Genomic DNA, 19,424 nt, shown 5'->3' with positions numbered 1-19,424 from the left:
TTCCATGACACGCGAACTCAGTCTCCAGACCACCCGGCTCCTGTCCCGATTGCTGCCGCAGGCCGACATTGACACCCAGGCCTTCGTCGACATCCGCCGACAGATCCATGCCAACCCGGAGCTCGGCTTCGAGGTGGGCGCGACCGCCGGACTGGTCGCGAACCTGCTGCGCGAATGGGGCTACGAGGTGCACACGGGCATCGGCAAGACCGGCATCGTGGCGCAGATGAAGGTCGGCAACGGCACGCGGCGGCTGGGTATTCGCGCGGACATGGATGCGCTCCCTGTCGTCGAGGCCACAGGCCTGCCGTACGCGAGCAAGACCCACGGCCGCATGCACGCCTGCGGCCACGACGGCCACACCGCCATCCTGCTCGCGGCCGCCAAGGCGCTGGCCGCGCGCCGCGATTTCGACGGCACGCTGAACCTGATCTTCCAGCCCGACGAAGAAAACCTCTGCGGCGCGCGCGCGATGATCGAGGACGGCCTCTTCGAGCGCTTTCCCTGCGACGCGGTCTACGCGCTGCACAACGCGCCGGGCGTGCCGGTCGGCAGCTTCCTGGTGATCGAGGGGCCGGTCACGCTGTCTTCGGATGTGGCCGACGTCACGATCAAAGGGGTCGGCGGGCATGGCGCCATGCCGCACCTCTCGCGCGATCCGGTGCCGGCCGCCGCCGCGGTGGTGACGGCGCTGCAGACCGTGGTGGCGCGCAACGTGACGCCGGGCGACACGGCCGTGGTGTCGGTCGGCTTCATCCGCGGCGGGGCGACGCACAACGTGATTCCGCAATCGGTGGCGCTCGGCCTCAATGTGCGGGCCGCGCGGCCCGAGACGCGCGCGGCGGTCGAGCAGCGCATCCGCGAGATCGTGAGCCTCACGGCGCAGGCCCACGGCGTGCAGGCGGAGATCGACTACCGCCAGCTCGTGCCGCCGGTGGTCAACACCGCGGCCGAGTGCCGGTTGATGGAGCAAGTCTGCACAGAACTCGTGGGCGCGGAGCACGTCGTCACCGAGGCGCCCAAGGGCTTTGCGGGCAGCGAGGACTTCGCCTGGATGCTCGCCGCGGTGCCGGGCTGCTATGTGCTGCTGGGCAACGGGGAGGGCGAATTCGGCGGGTGCATGGTGCACAACCCCGGCTACGACTTCAACGACCAGGTGCTGCCGCTGGGCGCGGCGTGCTGGGTGCGCCTCGCGCAGACCTACCTGGTCGCCTGAGCGCCGTCTTCAGAACGGCGCGTCTTCCTCTTCCTCGGCGGCATCGGCCGGGGTGGAGGTGGTGGGTGCGGCCGCTTTGGCTGCGGGCTTCGGCGCTTCGTCCGCCGGTGCCGCGCCGAACGCCGCTTCGCCACCCAGCGCATCGAGCAGCGCCGGCACGAGTTGGCCGAGCTCGCCGGTGGCGATCGCCACGTCGGCGTCGTAGTTGTCTTCCTTCTTGCCGCCGGCTGCGCCGTCGCCCGTGCCTTCGAGGAACACGATCTTGCGGATCAGCATGCCGTGCGTGAGCTCGAACGACACGCGGTCGTCCCAGGTGAGCGCCAGACGCGTGGGGCGCTTGCCGTCGGTGATGTGCTTTTGCACTTCCTCGATGTCGAGCGGGTGCTTGGCGTAGCGCACCACGGCCTTCGAGTCGTCCGAGGCCTTGAGCTCGCACTCGCGATCGATGGTGAAGCCGGCCGGCGGCTCCTGCGTCAAGAGCCAGTCGGCCATGGCGGCGGCCGGCTCGATCTGCGTGTTGATGAGCGCCACCGCAAAGCCGTCGAGCGACTTCACCAGGCTGGTGACCACCTCGTCGGCGCGCGAGGCGTTGCCGCTGTTGATCACCAGGCGGTTCTCGGCCTTGTCGATCCACACCGCCACGCGCGCGCTGCGGGTGAAGGCCATCGGCAGCAGCTCCAGGGTGATGTCTTCCTTGAGCTCCTTCTTTTCCTTCTTGCCGGGCTTGCGGCCGGTGGTGGCCTCGATCTGCGCGCAGCGCTCGTCCAGCTTCCTGCGCACCACGGAGCCGGGGACCTGCTTGCTCTCGATCATGTATTCGACGAGCCACTGGCCGTCGATGGATTCGACCAGCGGGCCGCCGGCCTCGCCGCGGGGCTCGGCCCAGCCGGCGGACTTTTCCTGCGAGGGGCCGCAGGGCTCGAAGCGGTGCTTGCCCAGCCCCTCTTCCGCCTCGGCCAACGTTTGGGACCAGGCAGGTTCGATGCGATAGACGATGACGTTCTTGAATACGGACACGGAAACCCTTTTTCCACTGGTTTGCACAACCGGCCATTGTCGGGCACCCCGTTCCGGGCGCCGCCGTAAAATCGAAAGCTTTTGCGACTGCCTCCCGGTCGCACCCCACACCGCTCCCAAAGGAATCAGGAAATGAGCTCGATCCCCCCCTCGCTGGACGACCGTGACGGCAAGATCTGGATGGACGGCGAACTCGTGGACTGGCGCGACGCCAAGATCCACGTGCTGAGCCACACGCTGCACTACGGTTGCGGCGCCTTCGAGGGCGTGCGCGCCTACAAGACGGCCGACGGCGGCACGTCCATCTTCCGCCTGGCCGAGCACACCGAGCGCCTGTTCAACAGCGCCAAGATCCTGCGCATGAAGATCCCCTTCTCGCAGGAGCAACTGAACGAAGCCCAGAAGCAGGTCGTGCGCGAGAACAAGCTGGAGAGCTGCTACCTGCGTCCCCTCATCTGGATCGGCTCCGAAAAGCTCGGCGTGAGCCCCAAGGGCAACAAGATCCACGCCATGGTCGCGGCCTGGTCCTGGGGCGCCTACCTCGGCGAAGAAGGCATGCGCCGCGGCATCCGCGTGAAGACCTCCAGCTACACCCGCCACCACGTCAACATCACGATGACGCAGGCCAAGTCGGTGAGCAACTACACGAACTCGATCCTGGCGAACATGGAAGCGCTGGACGACGGCTACGACGAGGCGCTGCTGCTCGATGCGAGCGGTTTCGTGTCCGAAGGCGCGGGCGAGAACATCTTCGTGGTCAAGGGCGGCGTGGTCTACACGCCCGACCTCTCGGCCGGCGCCCTGAACGGCATCACGCGCAACACGATCCTGCACATCTGCAAGGACCTTGGCATCGAGCTCGTGCAGAAGCGCATCACGCGCGACGAGGTCTACATCTCCGACGAAGCCTTCTTCACCGGCACGGCAGCCGAAGTGACGCCCATCCGCGAACTCGACCGCATCGAGATCGGCAACCGTGGCGACGGCGGCTCGCGCGGCCCGATCACCGAGAAGATCCAGTCTGCCTTCTTCGACATCGTGAACGGCAAGAATCCCAAGTACGCCCACTGGCTCACGAAAGTCTGAATCCCATGTCTACCAATGCAGTCGTCGAACTCCTGGCCAAGGAACTCAACCACCAGGGCGGCGTGTTCTGCCCCAGTCCCAAGGCGGACATGCAGCTCTGGAACAACCATCCCAAGGTCTACCTGGACGTGGCGCGCACCGGCGAAGCCAAGTGCCCGTACTGCGGCACGCTGTACCGGCTGAAGGCCGGCGAAGCGGTCTCTGCACGCCACTGACCTGACGTGACGCTTCGCGGCCTGCTGTGGCGCTTTGCCGCGGCGTACCTGGTGCTGCTGATCGTCGTTGGCGTCGCGCTGAACCTCGCGGGCGCCAGTTCCAGCACGGGCGGCAATGTGGCCGCCCTGCTGGCCGCCGTGACCTGGGTGTGCATGGACTTCGCCAAGAAGAATGGCCGCTACTTCACGCGCGAGGAAAAGCAGCGCGCCGTCATCGGCATGCTCGCCATCGACATGGCGATGCAGGCAGTCGTGACGGTGGCGATCGGCCTCTTCGCCGGCGCATCGGGCCTGTCGCTGGGACCGGCCTTGCTGGTGCTGCTTTTCGTCGGCGTGCTGCACGCGCTGGTCATCTGGTTCTTCGTCGGCTTTGCCGGCAAGCAGCACGCGGCAGCCGAGGCCCGGCGCAAGGGCTGAGCAGCGCGCCGGCGCGCCATTACTACCGGTATCGGTGATGGTGCGAGACGGGCGCCATTTCTAGCATCGACCCACTGGCGTTTAGACCAGATAGGAGTCGATTTGCGATGAAGAAATCTTTGGGTAGTTTTGCCGTGAGCGCGCTCGTGCTCGCTCTTTCGGGTTGCGGCGGCGGTGGAGGAGGAGGCGGCGGCGGTTTTCCGTTCATTCCCTCGGGCGTCGCCCCGCCCCCCGCCGATACGAACGTTGCGGTCTCGGGCACCGCCGCCACCGGCGCGCCGGCTGCCGGCAGCCTCGTGTCGCTGCGCTGCGCGAACGGCGTGGGCGCCTCGGCCACCACGGCCGCCGGCGGCACGTGGTCGGCGAAGCTCGATGCACCGGTGTTCCCGTGCGTGGCCACGGTCTCGGGCGGCTCGCTGCCCGCCGGCCAGAAACTGCATTCGCTGTTGCGCGCGGCCGGCTACGTGAACATCACGCCGCTGACCGAGCTGATCCTCGCGCGCGCCGCCAGCGCGGCGCCCGGCAGCATCGAGACGGCCGACGCCGCCGCACTCGCGGCGCTGGCCGCGAAGCTGGAAGCGGCCCAGGCCGACATCGTCGCGTTGCTGGCCGAGTCGGGCTACGGCGCGTTCGCGTCGAACCCGTTCACCGCGCAATTCACGGCGACCGCTGGCGATGCGTACGACGACCTGCTCGAACACCTGGCGCTGTCGCTGGCCGACGGCGACACCACGCTGGACGGCATCGTCGCCGCGCTGCTGGCAGCGGGTGAGGACGACGGCTTCGACCTGCCGATCACGCGCACCCTCACGAGCGCCGAGCTCGCGGCCCAGCCGCAGCTCAACAAGGCGCACCTGAGCAGCACCGCGGGGGTGCTGTCGATGAAGCTCGACGCCGGCGGCAACCCTGGCGGCGCCTACGTGGGCGGGGGCACCGGCAACAAGGCCGTCCTGCAGATGCCGGGCCTTGCGGGCGTGAAGGTCAAGGACCTCCAGCAGATCGAGCTCGAGCTCAAGGGCAATGGCTCGGGCATCGGCCTCGGCCTGCCGTACGCGTACCTGAACATGACGGTGGACCTGCACTGCGACGCCACGCCGCTCGCGGCCAACGCCACGCTGGACCAGGTGCGCGCGCGCCGCCGCATCCTGGTCTTCGACACCTTCTACAACTTCATCCAGAACTCGACCGCGATCTCGACCACCGAGTTCAAGTCCATCGCCATCACGCCCGCCACGCCGGGCTGGCGCATCTCGGCAGGCATGCCGGTGGGCACGGTGGCGGTCAACCCGGCGTACAGCGGCAACGAGACGCTCGCGGGCTTCGACTACACCGCGTATCCCGATGCCTGCATCGTCGACGGCATCACCGGCGACGGCGGCATGCCGCGCAATGCCGCGGCCGATGCGGCGTGCGTCGGCACCACCGGCCTGCCGGGCTCGGCGCCCGCGGTCTGCGGGGCGAGCTACAAGGGGCCGATCCTGGTGCTGGGCGACAGTGGCACGGTCACCGCGTCGGAATGGAGCGTCAAGCGCGTGAAGGTGGCGGCAAAGCGCAAGCAGACCTTCCGCTTCGAGTAGCGGCGAGCGAGGCGCGATGGCCGCAGTGTCGCGGCCGTCGCGGCCATCGCGGCTCCAGGGCGTCGCGGCTCAGGGCGCCAGCACCAGCGGCAATTTCTTCTGCCCGCTGATCCATTCGCCGCGCAGGCCCGCGCCATCGGGCGTGAGCCGCAGGCGCGTGTCGTTGGATTCCTCCAGCAGCAGCACGCCGTCGCGGTACTTGCCGAACACCGAGATCGACTGGCGGTAGCGGTCGTAGAAATACGTGGCGGCGGCGGAGCCGTCGCTGCGCAGCGGCTCCAGCCGCAGGGTGACCGGCAGGCGCGCGTCGATGGTGCCGTGCAGCACCTGGTCGAACGGCGATGCCGGCGCGGGCGCCGCGCCTTCGCCCAGCAGCAGCGCGCGGCCGTAGGCGGTGAGCGACGGCCCGAGCTGCTCGGGCGTGAAGCGGGTGCTGAAGCCGTCCAGGTCGTCCAGCGCGCGCATCGCGTGGTTGCTGCAGCGGCCCTGCGTGAACAGCACGCCCTTCGCATCGATCTCCATGCGGCCCATGCGCTCGATCTTCTGGTAGCCCGGGTCCTGACGCGAGGTCAGGCACTCGGTGTAGAGCTCGATCTTGTCCTCGCGCTCCTCGTCCTTGCTGCGCGCCTTGCTCCCGAGCGCGGCGATCTCCTTGCGCAGCCTCGCGGCGTTGTTCGCGTGGACCTTGCGCGCGATGTCGGCAAGGCCCTCGGCCGTGAACAGATCGCCCGGCGAGAGATGGCGCCCGGTCGCCACGTCGAACGCGTGCCCGGCGGTGAAGCTCTCGCAGTACGCGCCGCAGCCTTCGCCTTCCAGGCGCAGCGACAGCACGCGGGCGTCGTTGCGCAGTACCGCGTAGCCCAGGTTCGGCAGGCGCTGCCAGTTCTGCGCATCGATGCCGCGCAGGCCCTCCGCCGCGCGCGCCGGTGCCATGGCCTCGAAGGTGTCGATGAACAGAAACTGGTTGATGCGATCGGCGGCCTTGGCGTCGTCGGTGCGCACCCACGGAAAGCGCTGCGCTTCCGGGCCCGAGCCGTGGACGAGGCCCTGGACGACGGCCGGCGCCGCGTGCGCGCCGAAAGCGCAGGCCAGGAGAAGAGAGGCGAGGAGGCGTCGCATGGTTGTCATGCCGTGGGGTTCGGGTTCAGGTTCGGCCGTTTCCACGGCCACAGGTCGCGCCAGGGCGCGGGGTCGTGCGTTTCCTGCGCGAGCCGCAGGTACACCATCGCGATCCAGAGCAGCGCCAGGCCGATCTGCGCATCGCGCATCGCCGAGTTCACGCTCGAGGCGATCAGCGCAATCAGCGTCGCGGCCAAGGCATAGCGGCCCGCGATGTCGGGGCGCTTCCAGGCCTGCCACACGGCGGCCACCATGATCACGAGCAGGCTCAGCAGCGCGGGCAGCCCGCCCTGCGCGCCGACCCAGAGGAAGTCGTTGTGCGGCATGTTCGACTCCGCGAACATGGCCGGGCCGCGTTTGTGCCACTGGTCGGTCCAGCCGCCGATGCCCCAGCCGGTGAGCGGCCGGTCGGCGATCATGCGGCCGGTGTCGCGGTACATGTAATAGCGGATGACCCAACTGCCCTTGAAGACCGCGCCGGCCTGCGCCTCCTCGAGTTCCTGCACGCCGGTCTCGACCTTGTGCTGCAGCTGCGGCAACTGGTAAAGCGCAGCACCCGTGACCACGGCTCCGAGCACCAGCGCGCTCACAAGCATCTTCAGGTGGTTGCGCCACTTGTGGATGCACACCGCTGGAATGACCAGCAGCAGCGCGAGCACCGAGGTGCGCGAGGTCAGCGGCAGTGCGACCACGAAGCCCAGCCCGAGCACCAGCGTGAAGGCCGCAACGGCGCGCAGCGGCTTGTGCGCGACGATTTGCGCCAGGCCCCACACGGCGGCCGTGGCGGCCACCACGCTGAACAGCAGCGCGTTGCTGATCGACTTGTTGCCCACCTCCATCACCACCGCGCGCAGCGGCGACCAGACCGGAAAGCCGATGGCGTAGTGCAGGACGATCAGCAGGATGTTCAGCGCCGCGATCAGCAGGAAGCCGCGCAGCGCCCAGATCGCCTCCTCGCGCGTGAGCGCCATCGCCATCAGGATCGTGAGGCCGATGCGAAGGCCGTGGAAGAGGTTGGAGCCTGTCTCGGGATAGTGCCGCCCGAAGGCCAGCACGAGGAGGGTCCAGGCCAGGTAGGCCACCACCGGCCACCACAGCGGGTTGGCACGCAGGCGCGCGTAGCGTTCGCTGTAGCCGCCGGCGACCAGCATCGTCAGCATCAAGAGGATGGCCGACAGGTAGGTGACGCCGACCGGCATGAACACCACCAGCCCCCAGAACATGGCCGCGGGCCGAACGATGTGCGATCTCTGCATAAGCGCCGGATTTTAGGTGGGGCTTGTGGCGCCCACCTGACTTCGCCCGCAGCGCGAGCGCTGCAGGGTCAACGATCAGTGGGCAGGCGCTGCCACCGGCAGCCGGATCACGAAGCTCGCCCCGCCTTGCGGCGCGTCTTCGCAGCGCACCGTGCCGCCGTGCCGCTCGGCGATCGACTTCACCAGCGCCAGTCCGAGGCCCACGCCGCCGTTGCGCTCGCTCGCGCCGGGCAGCCGGTAGAAGGGTTCGAAGATGCGTTCGCGCAGGGCGGGCGGCACGCCGGGTCCGCGGTCGTTCACGCGCACGGTGGCGAAGCCGTTGGCGCTGCCCAGCTCCACGCTGATCTCGCCGGCGCCGTAGCGGCGGGCGTTTTCCAGCAGGTTGCGGATCGCGCGGCGCAGGAGGCGCGAGACGCCGGGCACGGTGAGCGTCGCGTTGTCGGTGCCTTCGGCCAGGTCGAGCTCGGCGTTCACCTGCGAGCACTCCTCGGCGGCCAGGCCCGTCAGGTCGACCGCCTCGACGGTGCCCATGTCGGCTTCGCTGGCGTCCAGCCGGCTTGCGAGCAGGATCTCGTCGATCAGCTGGTCGAGCTCGCCGATGTTGCGCGAGATTTCTTCTCGCGCCTTGGGGCTCGGTCGCTCGCCCATCAGCTCCAGCCCCATCCGGATGCGGGTGAGCGGCGAGCGCAGCTCGTGCGATGCGTTGGCCAGCAGCGACTTGTGCGAGCGCACCAGCTGTTCGATGCGTTCGGCCGACGCGTTGAATCGTTTGGAGAGATCGGTCACTTCGTCCTGCCCTTCTTCGGTCACTCGCACCGAGAGATCGCCCTCGCCCCATCGCTGCACGCCGCGCTGCAGCGATTCCAGCCGCTGCGTGATGCGCCGCACGATCGGGTAGACGCCCAGTGCCACCGCCACGCCCACCAGCGCGATCATCCAGCCCAGGCCGAAGGGCGTGCGCCACGGCGCGAAGCCGCCGCTGCCGGTGGGGCGCTCGCGCGGCGCCACGCGCAGCGTGATGGCCTTGCCGTCGCTGAGCGTCACGTCGAATTCGAGGCCCTGGCCCGGCACGCGCAACGCGGTGCCCGAGCCGATCGTTTTGTCCTGCGCATCGAGCACGACCACGTTGCGCGGCACCGGCGCCAGGCGCTCGCGCTCGGCCTCGGCGGCCTCGCGCACGATCCAGTTGGCCATCAGCGTGAGGATGACCACGCCGCCCACCACCGCGAGCCAGATGCGCACGTAGAGGTGGCGGGAATAGAGGCTGCGCAGCATCGCGCGCTCAGTCCTGCTGCTTGGCGAAGACGTAGCCCACGCCGCGCACGGTGAGGATGCGCTTGGGGTTCTTCGCGTCCACCTCGATGGCCGCGCGGATGCGGCCCATGTGCACGTCGATCGAGCGGTCGAAGGCCTCCAGCTCGCGGCCGCGCACGGCCTCCATGATCTGGTCGCGCGTGAGCACGCGGCCCGCGCGCTCGGCCATCGCGACCAGGAGGTCGAACTGGTAGGAGGTCAGGTCCGCCAGCGCGCCGGCCACCGACACGGTGCGCGCGTTGCGGTCGATCTCCAGCGTGCCGAAGCGCATCACGGTGGAGGCTTCGCTCTCGGTGGCGTTTTCGCTGCGCCGGCGCAGCACCGCGCGGATGCGCGCGAGCAGCTCGCGCGGCTCGAAGGGCTTGGGCAGGTAGTCGTCGGCGCCGATCTCCAGGCCGATGATGCGGTCCATCGGATCGCCCTTGGCGGTGAGCATCAGCACCGACACCTTGGAGATGGGGCCGGGCAGGGCGCGGATGCGGCGGCAGACTTCCAGGCCGTCGGTGTCGGGCAGCATCAGGTCCAGGATCACCAGGTCGGGGGCGTGCTGCTGCAGCTGCTCCAGGCCGCTCGCGCCGTCACCGGCGTGGTTGAAGGCGAAACCCGACTGCGTCAGGTACTCGCCCACCATCTGCGCCAGGCGGGCGTCGTCTTCGATCATCAGGAGTTGGGGGGTGCTCATGCGCTTCATGGTCGTCCACAGGGAGCAAGCGGGCTTGAACGCTCCGTAAAGTTGGGTAAACCTCAGGCGTGCGTGTCAACCGGAGGTGCTGCGAAAAGCATAGCGCCGCGGACTGTTGCCGCGGGCGGTACCCGGAGATTCTCTTCGAGGAGCGCGCACAGGGCGCCGGCTTCCACGGCCGGATCGGCGGCGCGTGCCCGGGCCAGGATTTCGGCGGCCAGCTGCCGCAGCATGGCTGTGGACGCCCGGATGCGGGCCTTGAAGCCCGCATCGTCCAGCGTGTCCTTCAGGCTGCGATTGAGCTCTGCGAACCACGGCATCGCGGCCTGGTCGAGCATCACGGCCGGATTGCGCTTGTCGCTCGAGGCCGACCAGTCGCGCATCAGCCGCTGCACCGCGACGTTCAGCCGCTGGCAATGCTGCAACTCGTCTTTCAAGGCGCCGAGCGCAGGCAGGTCGGTCAGGCGCCGCTGGAAGAAGATCTGCGCGAGCACGCCCCAGTAGTAGGCGTAGTCCCAGATCACCTTCACCGGCAGCACCTCGGGGTCGCCGAAGAGCGGGTACTGGTCCTGGTAGAGCGCGAGCGTGCTCTCGTAGAACGAGTGGTAGATCTGGTCGTAGAGCTGGGCGCGCGCTTCAAGCGGCCGGCCCGCGCGGTCCTGCGCGACGAGGTCGGTGATGTAGGTGTTGGCGATCGCGATGAAGTCGCTGCCGGGCGAATAGAAGGGGTCGAGAAAGAGCCCGGCCTCGCCCGTCATCGCCCAGCGCTCGCCCGAGAACACCTGCTTGCAGCCGTGCGAGAAGTGCTTGAGGAACGCGAAGTCCTGCAGCAGGTGGCGCTTGTCGTCCAGCGCCTCGAAAAGCCGCGGCTGATAGGTGGCGAACCACGCCATCGCCTTCTCGAAGGTGTCCATGGTGTCCAGCGGATGCAGCTTCGGGTCGGCCACGATGCCCACCGAGTGCGAGCCCGAGGCCAGCGGAATGAGCCACGCCCAGTAGCCGGCGCCCACGAAGTGGTTGGTCGAGAGCCAGCGCGCCTGCGGGTCGCAGCGCTCGCGCCATTGAACGTTGTCGCTCCAGTCGTCCACAGCGATGCGCTCGCCGATGCGGAACCACACCGCGTTGACGTCGTGCGCGTTGGACTCCACGAGGCCGAGCTTGCGCTTGAGCATGCCGGCGCGGCCGCAGGCGTCGATGAGCCAGCGCGCCTCTGTGGCGTGGGTCTCCTCGCCGCGGGTCCATTCGATGCGGTGCGGCGCCCCGGGATTTTCGGCGTTGTCGGCGAGATCGATGCGCCGCACCAGCGCGCCGTCCACGAAGCGCACGCCGCAGCGGGCGGCCTCTTCGGCCAGGAAGTTCTCGAAGATGCCGCGGTCGATCTGGTAGCTGGGCACCGAGAGGTAGCGGCTTGCGCCGATCTCGGTGACGTTGTCGATGTCGCTGCGGCCCTCGCTGAAGAAAAAGCGAAAGCCGAACTTGCGCAGCTGCGCGCCGTCCATGTGGGCTTTGAGGCCGAGCACCGTGTCGAAGTAGTGCGCCCCGATTTCCACCGACGATTCGCCCACCTTGTGGGCCGCGTGCGGCACCGGGTGCGTGCGGCGCTCCAGCACCAGCACCTTCAGGTCGCCAAAGCGCTGGCGCAGCTGGATGGCCAGCGTGAGCCCGGCCAGACCGCCTCCCATGATCACTGCGTCGAAAGAATCCTGCGCAGCGTCGGTCATGGTGTGTCGGTCCTTGAAGGCCCTGGGGCTTTAGGGGGCGGCCGCAGTTGCAGCCGCAATGACAGGGTGGGCGAGAGCTGCAACCCGACCGGCGGGCCCGCGCCGTCGTCCAGGTGCGCGAGCGCCTCGAACAGGCCGAGCGCCTGCGCCATCGGGTTGATGCCCGAGAGCGACTTTGCAGCCTCCGAGCGCGGCGGCGTGTAGGTGGAGGCCGCATCACCGGCGTTACCAGGGTCACCAGGGTTACCGGCCAGCGACCACTCCAGCGCCGCCACGGTGCGCTCGCTGCGTTCCGGCGCAATCACCATCGCCACCGCCAGGAGGCCGCGGCTGTCGGTCACCGAGGTCAGCGGGCCGACCGTGGGCGTGTCGTAGCCCACCAGCAGCACCGGGCTCTGGTCGGCCGCGCACTGCACGGCCGCCTCGAGCAGGCCGGTCGCAAAGCTGTACTCGAAGGCCGAGACCGAATTGCTGGCCGCCATGCAGCCCGTGCCGATGGTCCAGTAGCCCACGGCGGCGTTGTGCACCGAGTTGTGAAAGCGCGTGGGCGACAGCACCGTGGGGTCGGTCGCGAGCGTGCTGCACATGTAGTCGTTGATCGAGAGGTCGCCGTGCGCCGAGATGAACACGCAGGGCACGTCGGCCGCGTTGCGGCCCGAGGCGGCCATCGCGGCGGCGGCCACCTCGAGCGCCAGCGCCACGGTGTCGGGCGCGCGGCGGCGCTCGGCGGGGGCCAGCACCTGCGGCGACGGGCGCTTGGCCGGCGGGTCGGCGAGCGTGCCTTCGCCGCGGAAGGCGGCGCGTGCGGCGTCCCAGCCCGGGAGCGTCGGCGTCCAGAAGGCGGGGCCTTCGATGTAGAGGGTGGGGGGCGTGGCGGCGGCGCTCATGCCGCGTCCGCCTTGCCGAACACCAGCGAGCAGTTGTTGCCGCCGAAGCCGAAGGAGTTGGAGAGCGCGTAGCGCACCTCGCCATGCGCGGGCTCCAGGCGGATCTGCGGACCGAAGCCCTCGTCGATCGCGCGCGTGTTGACCGTGCCGGGCTTCAGGCCGCGCTCGATCGCCAGCAGGCTGATCACCGCCTCGACGATGCCCGCGGCGCCCAGCGTGTGGCCCATGAAGCCCTTGGTCGAGCTGGCGTGCGTCGAGGCAGGGAAGCGGCGCGCCACCAGCGCGCCTTCGACCTCGTCGTTCTTCTGGCTCGCGGTGCCGTGCATGTTGATGTAGTCGATGGCCTCGGGCGCGAGGCCCGCGCGGGCCAGCGCCTCGTCGAGCGCGCGCTCGGCGCCCAGGCCCTCGGGGTGCGGGGTCGACATGTGGTGCGCGTCGCTCGCCTCGCCGTAGCCCAGGAGGCGCAGCGGCGACGCAGCCGCGCCCGCGCCGGTCTGCACGCGCTCGACCAGCGCGAAGCCCGCCGCCTCGCCCAGGCTGATGCCGTTGCGGCCGGCGTCGAACGGGCGGCAGGGCTCCTTGGACACCAGCTCCAGCGAGTTGAAGCCGAACAGCACGCTGCCGCAGAGCGTGTCCGCCCCGCCCACCACGGCCGCATCGGCCAGGCCCAGGCGGATCAGCCGCTCGGCCGAGGCGAACACCTTGGCGCTCGAGGAGCAAGCGGTCGAGATCGTCTCGCTCGGGCCTTCCAGCCCCAGCACCTGCTGCACGAACATCGCGAGCGAATGGGGCGTGTGCACTTCGGCGCGGCGCTGGTCCTGCGGGAACATGCCGCCCGCGTCCAGCTGCGTGTAGGCCAGCTCGGTCTCGCCGATGCTGGAGGTGGAGGTGCCCAGGATCAGCGCGACGCGCGTGGCGCCGTACTTCTCGCGCGCCGCGGCCACCGCTTCGATGAAGCCGTCGGCCTGCAGGCCCAGCCAGGCCAGCCGGTTGTTGCGGCAGTCCCACGAGGCCAGCGCCTCGGGCAGGCGGATGTCTTCCAGGCCCTCGACGCGGCCGATCCAGGTGGGCAGCGGCGCATCGCCGAAATCGTTGGCGCGCAGGCCGCTGCGCGAATGTTCGAGCGCTTCGGCCAGCGGCGCCTTGCCGACGCCGACGGCCGAGGTGGCCGTGTAGGCACTGATCTGTAGGGGGGAAATACGGGAGAGCACGATGAATCTTGGGGCTGGCGGGCAAGCGGAAGAACGTCGGTGTGACGACAGGCGTAATTTTCACGCAAAGAATGTCACGCAGCCTACCAGCAGTGCACGCGCCTCAGCGTCGGCTGTTTCCCATAGATGCAGCCTAGGGCCCGGGCCCTATTGACGGTCGGCGGCGCCTGTGGTCGCGGTCGGGGTCGTGCTCGTGCTCGTGCTCGTGCTCGTGGTTGCCGTCGTCGTGAGCCGCGAGGCCAGCGCCACCAGCAGCAGCACCGGCACCCCCAGCAGCGCGGTGCTGGTGAAGAACTGGCTGTAGCCGTAGGCATCGACGAAGGCGCCCGAATAGCCGGCAATGAACTTGGGCAACAGCAGCATCAGCGAGCTGAACAGGGCGTACTGCGTGGCCGAGTAGCTGATGTTGGTGAGGCTCGACAGGTAGGCGATGAACGCCGCCGAGGCGATGCCGCCGGCCAGGTTGTCGGCCGAGACCACCGCGATGAGCGCCGTCAGGTCGTGGCCGCGCGAGGCCAGCCAGGCGAACAGCAGGTTGCTCGCCGCGCTGAGCACCGCGCCCAGCATCAGCACGCGCATCACGCCCAGGCGCATCGACAGCACGCCGCCCACGAAGGCGCCGGCCAGCGTCATGACCACGCCGTAGATCTTGCTGACCGTGGCCACCTCGTCCTTGGTGAAGCCCATGTCCACGTAGAACGGATTGGCCATGATGCCCATCACCACGTCGCTGATGCGGTAGATGGCGATCAGCGCCAGGATCAGCGCGGCCTGCCACTTGTAGCGGCGGATGAAGTCGGCGAAGGGGTCGAAGAAGGCCTTGTCGATCCAGGCCGCGAAGGGCACCAGCTGCGGCGGGGCGGGCACGCGCAGCCCCTTGCGGGCGGCCCACAGCATCATCAGCACGTAGAGCGCCAGCACCGGAAGGAACACCGCGCCCAGGAAGAAGAGGAGCCCGGTGTCCGCCGGCCGCAGCCGGAACAGGGCCACGAAGAAGAAGGTGCCGATGAACATCAGCACGCCGTACACCGGCAGGCCGGTGGCGGCGAACAGCGCGCGGCTGGCGGCGATTTCCGCGGCGGAGTGCCGGCCCTCGTTCGGCGCGGGCTCGGCCGACAGCAGCACCGTGAGCACGCCCACGCCCATGGAGGCGGCCATCACCAGGTAGGCCGTTTTCCAGGCGCCGTTCTGGTAGGCGGCGGCACCGCTCGCTGCGCCTGCGGCCATGGCGGGCGCCACCTCGGCCCAGGCCGCGACCCACAGCACGCCGGCGCCGGCCCAGATCATCGCCAGGCGGTAGCCCGTCTGGTAGGCGGCTGCGAGCGCGGCCTGTTTGCGCGTCTCGGCCGATTCGATGCGGAAGGCATCCAGCGCGATGTCCTGCGTGGCCGAGCCGAAGGCCGCCAGCAGCGCGCACCAGACCAGCGGCGTGAGCCCCTGGCGCGGATCGTTCAGCGCCATGCCGACGAGGCCCGCGATCACCATGCACTGCGCCAGCAGCAGCCAGCCGCGGCGCCGCCCGAGCAGCGTGGTCAGCGGTGGCAGCGGCAGCCGGTCGACCAGCGGCGCCCAGACCCACTTGAAGCCATAGGCCAGGCCCACCCAGCTCAGGTAGCCGATGGTGGTGCGGTCCACGCCCGCTTCGCGCAGGCGAAAACTCAGGGTGCCCAGCACCAGCAGCAGCGGCAGCCCGGCCGAGAAGCCCAGCGCCAGCATGCGCAGCGTGGCCGGCTCGAGGTAGACCTTCAGGACGTCGCGCCAGGGCGGTGAAGGGGCGGTGGGGGTTTCGAGCGGCGGGGCGGACATGAACCCCGGATTGTCCATGAGCCGCCACGGGAATCAGCCGGCCCGTTTGTCTTCATTTGTTCCTATGATCCGCCCCCATGTGCACACGCTGCGATCGCCCCATTTCCGCCACTTCCATTGCCTCGCCCTGGCAGGTGCGCAGGGCCTTCCTGCTGATCGCGGCCGGCGTGGCATTCAGCCGGCCGGCGCTCTCGCAGGTGAACGTCGGCAACGCCTCGGTGGCGCGCAACCTCGTGCCGGCGGACAAGATCGAGGCGGCGGGCGTGCAGCAGTACGGCCAGCTGCTCGCGCAGGCCCGCGCCAAGAATGCGCTGGCCGGCGACAACAACGCGCAACTGCAGCGCCTGCGCGCCATCGCGCAGCGGCTCATTCCCTTCGCCACGCCCTGGAACACGCGGGCGCGCGAATGGAAGTGGGAGGTCAACCTGATCGGCAGCAAGCAGATCAACGCCTTCTGCATGCCCGGCGGCAAGATCGCCTTCTTCACCGGCATCCTGGAGCAGCTCAAGCTGAGCGACGACGAGGTCGCGATGGTGATGGGCCACGAGATGGCCCACGCGCTGCGCGAACATGCGCGCGCCCGCATGGCCAAGAGCGCGGGCACCGGCGCGGCGCTGTCCATCGGCGCGCAGCTCCTGGGCCTCGGGCAAGTGGGCGATCTCGCGGCGCGTGCCGGCACGCAGCTCATCACGCTCAAGTTCAGCCGCGGCGACGAGACCGAGGCCGACCTCGTGGGGCTCGAACTGGCGGCGCGCGCGGGCTACGACCCGAAGGCCTCGGTGTCGCTGTGGAACAAGATGGCGACCGCCTCGAAGAACCAGGGCGGGTTGAGCTTCCTGTCGACGCACCCGAGCGGAACGGACCGCATCGCCAAGCTCGAGGCGAACATTCCCAAGGTGGAGAGCCTTTACCGCAACGCCAAGCGCAGCTGAGCGCAGTTCCCCTGCATGACTCCCTCTTCCTCTGGGAGAGGGCGGGGGTGAGGGCAACGGCTTTCCTTTAAGAGCCGCGCTTCATCGACGGCACCGCCCTCACCCCAACCCTCTCCCCGAGGGGAGAGGGAGCAAACCCCTAACGCCGGTCCGCATCACCGCCTTCGTTCCGGCTGGCACATTGCTTGCATCTCGACTTGTACACAAGTTTGGATGCCTGATGATGGTGCATGACCCCAACCCGCTGACCGCCGCCGCCTGGATCGCGAAATTCGCGGCGCCCGTGGCCGGCGCGCAATCCGCCGACACCCCGGGCGTGACCCTGCCGCTCGCCGGCCTGCGCTTCGCGGTCAAGGACAACATCGACGTGGCCGGCGTGCCCACCACCGCGGCCTGCCCGGCCTTCGACCGGCGGCCCACGGCACACGCAGCCGTGGTGCAGCAGCTGCTCGAAGCCGGTGCATCGCTGGCCGGCAAGACCAACCTGGACCAATTCGCCTGCGGCCTGAACGGCACGCGCTCGCCGTATGGCGAAGTGCCCAACGCGTTCGATGCGCGCTATGTCTCGGGCGGCTCCAGTTCCGGCTCGGCCTATGTGGTGGCCGCGGGCGAGGTCGATTTCGCCCTCGGCACCGACACCGCCGGCTCGGGCCGCGTGCCCGCCGGACTCAACAACATCGTCGGCCTCAAGCCCTCGCGCGGACTGCTCAGCACCTTCGGCGTGGTGCCGGCAGCGCAGAGCGCGGACTGCGTGTCGATCTTCGCGCGCACCGTCGCGTTGGCCGTCGAGGTGATGCTCGCTGCCGCCGGCCACGACCCGCGCGATCCGTACTCGCGCGACATCGCGATGCGCCGCCGCCCGCTGCCCGCGCGCTTCTGCTTCGGCGTGCCCGACACGCTGAGCTTCTTCGGCGACACCGCGGCCGAAGAAGCCTTCCGCGACGCGCAGGCGAAGCTCATCGCGCTGGGCGGCACGGCCGTCACCATTCCCTACGCGCCGCTCGCCGAGGCCGCCGCGCTGCTCTATGAAAGCGCCCTCGTCGCCGAGCGCTACGCCGCGGTGCGCGAATTCTTCGACGCGCATGCAGACGAGGTGATCGAGCCGGTGCGCGGCATCCTCGCGAGCGGAAAGAACTACGTGGCCGCCGACGTCTTCGAAGCGCAGACGCGCCTTCGCGCCATCGCGCAACAGGTCGAGCCGATGTGGCGCGACATCGACGTGCTGCTGGTGCCCACCGCGCCCACGCACTACACGCGCGAGCAGATGCGCGCCGACCCCGTCGCGCTCAACCGCAACCTCGGCGCGTACACCAACTTCGTCAACCTGCTCGACTACGCGGCGCTCTCGGTGCCCAGCAGCCTGCGCGCGGACGGCCTGCCGTTCGGCATCACGCTGATCGCACCGAGCGGCAGCGATCTCGCGCTGGCCGACCTGGGCCAGCGCTACCACCACGCGACCGGTCTTGCGCAGGGCGCGACCGGCCAGCCGCTGCCCGCGCCGCGCCCCGTGCCGGGCCTTGCTGCACCGGCGCCGCAGACGCTGCCCATCGCGGTGGTCGGCGCGCACCTCTCGGGCATGCCGCTCAACGGCCAGCTCACCGAGCGCGGCGCCACGCTGCTGCGTGCCACCACCACATCGCCCGCCTACCGCCTCTTCGCGTTGCCCGGCACCACGCCGCCCAAGCCCGGCCTGCAGCGCAGCGCGCAAGGCGGCGGCGCCATCGTGCTCGAGATATGGGCCATGCCGATCGCGCAGGTCGGCAGCTTCCTCGCATTGATCCCGCCGCCGCTCGGCCTTGGCAGCGTCGAGCTGGCCGACGGCAGCTGGGTCAACGGCTTCATCTGCGAGGGCCACGCGCTGGCCGACGCGCAGGACGTGACCCACCACGGCGGTTGGCGCGCCTACGTCGCGAGCCGCGCCACAACCGTTTCTTCCAACTGACCGACCGATCCAGGAGTCCCGATGAGCATCCTCGAAAAATCTTCCGCTTCGCGCCGGCAGTTGCTGCAGGCCGGCATCGGCGCGGCGGGCCTGGCCGTGCTGGCCGCGCCGGCCATCGTGCGCGCGCAGGCCGCGCCCAAGCTGCGCATCGGCTTCTGGCCGGTGGCCGCGGGCCTGCCGTTCTTTGCGGCGGTGGACCGCGGGTACTTCAAGGAAGCGGGGCTCGACGTGGAGCCGCTCAAGTTCGCCGGCGCGCAGCAGGTGATGGAGGCGATGCTCGCGGGCCGTTGCGACGGCAGCGCCAACGGCACCGGCTCGGCCAACCTCGCGATCGGCGAGATCGCGCAGCCCGGCCTCTTCAAGATCTTCTGCACCAACCCGAGCAACGCCAAGTTCGTGCTCGACGAATTCATCGTCGCCAAGGACAGCCCCGTCAAAACCATGGCGGAGCTTGCTGGCAAGAAGATCGCCTCGGGGCCCGGCATCCAGAACGTCACGCTGTGCAAGACCATGCTGGAGCGCGCCGGCGCCAAGGGCGCGGTCGTGAGCGAGTTGCCCATCGGCCAGCATGTGGCAGCGCTGGTGGCGGGCCAAGTCGATGCCTGCTACACGCTGGAGCCCACAGGCACCGTCGGCCGCATGAACGGCACCACGCGGGTGATCGAGGCGGGCGTGGTCGCCAAATACATCCTGGGCGACCCGATGGCGCCGTGGCACGGCGGCGCGGCCAGCCTCACCACCGAGTTCATCAAGAAGAACCCCGAGGTCGCGAAGAAATACATCGCGGCGTATGCGCGCGGCGTGGAGCTGGTGCGCACCAAGCCCGACGATGCGCGCCAGCACATGAAGGGCTACACCGCCATCGAAGGCAAGCTCACGGCCGAGGTGCCGCTCGCCTCGTACATGCTCTACAACGAGTTCAAGCCGAGCGACGTCGCGTACTTCCAGAAGTTCTACGACCTGTTCACCGAGAAGGGCATCTTCGAGAAGAAGGTGCTGGTGGACGGCCTTCTCTACAAGGCATGA

Annotated in this window: 17 protein-coding genes; 8 read left to right on the top strand and 9 right to left on the bottom strand. The window is 69.3% G+C overall.

Features of this window, described 5'->3' with window-relative positions:
* Positions 1-4 precede the first annotated feature (4 nt).
* A complete protein-coding gene (locus ACZYRS_RS31845; protein WP_463422387.1) occupies positions 5-1,216 on the top strand; it encodes a M20 aminoacylase family protein in 1,212 nt (403 codons plus the stop codon).
* A gap of 9 nt (positions 1,217-1,225) precedes the next feature.
* Here the strand turns inward: ACZYRS_RS31845 and ACZYRS_RS31840 are convergent, their stop codons facing one another.
* Positions 1,226-2,233: a recombination-associated protein RdgC gene (locus tag ACZYRS_RS31840; RefSeq protein WP_463422386.1), complete on the bottom strand. Its 1,008-nt coding sequence runs from the start codon at positions 2,231-2,233 to the stop codon at positions 1,226-1,228.
* 132 nt (positions 2,234-2,365) lie between these two features.
* Between ACZYRS_RS31840 and ACZYRS_RS31835 the strand changes: the two genes are divergently transcribed.
* From ACZYRS_RS31835 to ACZYRS_RS31820, 4 genes are all read left to right on the top strand, one after another.
* Positions 2,366-3,319: a branched-chain amino acid transaminase gene (locus ACZYRS_RS31835; RefSeq protein WP_198789380.1), complete on the top strand. Its 954-nt coding sequence runs from the start codon at positions 2,366-2,368 to the stop codon at positions 3,317-3,319.
* A 5-nt stretch (positions 3,320-3,324) separates the two neighbouring features.
* The gene (locus ACZYRS_RS31830; protein ID WP_198789381.1) at positions 3,325-3,534 is read left to right on the top strand and encodes a zinc-finger domain-containing protein; all 210 of its coding nucleotides are present in this window, start codon (positions 3,325-3,327) and stop codon (positions 3,532-3,534) included.
* A 6-nt stretch (positions 3,535-3,540) separates the two neighbouring features.
* Complete coding sequence (locus ACZYRS_RS31825) at positions 3,541-3,951, top strand: ABZJ_00895 family protein (RefSeq protein WP_198789382.1); 411 nt, start codon at positions 3,541-3,543, stop codon at positions 3,949-3,951.
* Positions 3,952-4,058: 107 nt separating this feature from the next.
* Positions 4,059-5,528 (top strand): hypothetical protein, encoded by a 1,470-nt coding sequence (locus ACZYRS_RS31820; RefSeq protein ID WP_463422385.1) that lies wholly within the window; start codon positions 4,059-4,061, stop codon positions 5,526-5,528.
* A gap of 69 nt (positions 5,529-5,597) precedes the next feature.
* On the opposite strand, the gene ACZYRS_RS31815 is transcribed toward ACZYRS_RS31820, so the two are convergent.
* From ACZYRS_RS31815 to ACZYRS_RS31780, 8 genes are all read right to left on the bottom strand, one after another.
* Complete coding sequence (locus ACZYRS_RS31815; RefSeq protein ID WP_463422384.1) at positions 5,598-6,647, bottom strand: hypothetical protein; 1,050 nt, start codon at positions 6,645-6,647, stop codon at positions 5,598-5,600.
* 5 nt (positions 6,648-6,652) lie between these two features.
* Positions 6,653-7,903: an O-antigen ligase family protein gene (locus ACZYRS_RS31810; RefSeq protein ID WP_463422383.1), complete on the bottom strand. Its 1,251-nt coding sequence runs from the start codon at positions 7,901-7,903 to the stop codon at positions 6,653-6,655.
* Positions 7,904-7,978: 75 nt separating this feature from the next.
* Positions 7,979-9,178, bottom strand: a complete 1,200-nt coding sequence (locus tag ACZYRS_RS31805; RefSeq protein ID WP_198789386.1) for an ATP-binding protein — start codon at positions 9,176-9,178, stop codon at positions 7,979-7,981.
* A 7-nt stretch (positions 9,179-9,185) separates the two neighbouring features.
* Complete coding sequence (locus ACZYRS_RS31800) at positions 9,186-9,908, bottom strand: response regulator transcription factor (protein ID WP_013538733.1); 723 nt, start codon at positions 9,906-9,908, stop codon at positions 9,186-9,188.
* 53 nt (positions 9,909-9,961) lie between these two features.
* On the bottom strand, positions 9,962-11,620 hold the full coding sequence (locus tag ACZYRS_RS31795; protein ID WP_463422382.1) for an NAD(P)/FAD-dependent oxidoreductase: 1,659 nt from the start codon (positions 11,618-11,620) through the stop codon (positions 9,962-9,964).
* Positions 11,617-12,507 (bottom strand): beta-ketoacyl synthase chain length factor, encoded by an 891-nt coding sequence (locus tag ACZYRS_RS31790; protein WP_463422381.1) that lies wholly within the window; start codon positions 12,505-12,507, stop codon positions 11,617-11,619. Before ACZYRS_RS31790 ends, ACZYRS_RS31795 begins: the two co-directional genes overlap by 4 nt.
* Positions 12,504-13,718: a beta-ketoacyl-[acyl-carrier-protein] synthase family protein gene (locus ACZYRS_RS31785; protein WP_463422380.1), complete on the bottom strand. Its 1,215-nt coding sequence runs from the start codon at positions 13,716-13,718 to the stop codon at positions 12,504-12,506. Before ACZYRS_RS31785 ends, ACZYRS_RS31790 begins: the two co-directional genes overlap by 4 nt.
* 147 nt (positions 13,719-13,865) lie before the next feature.
* Entirely contained in the window at positions 13,866-15,542 is a 1,677-nt protein-coding gene (locus ACZYRS_RS31780) for an AmpG family muropeptide MFS transporter (protein ID WP_463422379.1), read from the bottom strand.
* 59 nt (positions 15,543-15,601) lie between these two features.
* On the opposite strand from ACZYRS_RS31780, the gene ACZYRS_RS31775 reads away from it, so the two are divergent.
* The 3 genes from ACZYRS_RS31775 to ACZYRS_RS31765 all read left to right on the top strand — a co-directional run bounded on the left by ACZYRS_RS31775 (position 15,602) and on the right by ACZYRS_RS31765 (position 19,424).
* Complete coding sequence (locus ACZYRS_RS31775; protein WP_463422378.1) at positions 15,602-16,456, top strand: M48 family metallopeptidase; 855 nt, start codon at positions 15,602-15,604, stop codon at positions 16,454-16,456.
* A gap of 220 nt (positions 16,457-16,676) precedes the next feature.
* On the top strand, positions 16,677-18,398 hold the full coding sequence (gene atzF, locus ACZYRS_RS31770; protein ID WP_463422377.1) for an allophanate hydrolase: 1,722 nt from the start codon (positions 16,677-16,679) through the stop codon (positions 18,396-18,398).
* A gap of 21 nt (positions 18,399-18,419) precedes the next feature.
* Positions 18,420-19,424, top strand: coding sequence for an ABC transporter substrate-binding protein (locus ACZYRS_RS31765; RefSeq protein WP_463422376.1), 1,005 nt, complete (start codon positions 18,420-18,422; stop codon positions 19,422-19,424).

It is taken from the genome of Variovorax sp. AC194, assembly GCF_979257995.1.
This window is presented reverse-complemented; position numbering and strand designations above follow the sequence as displayed.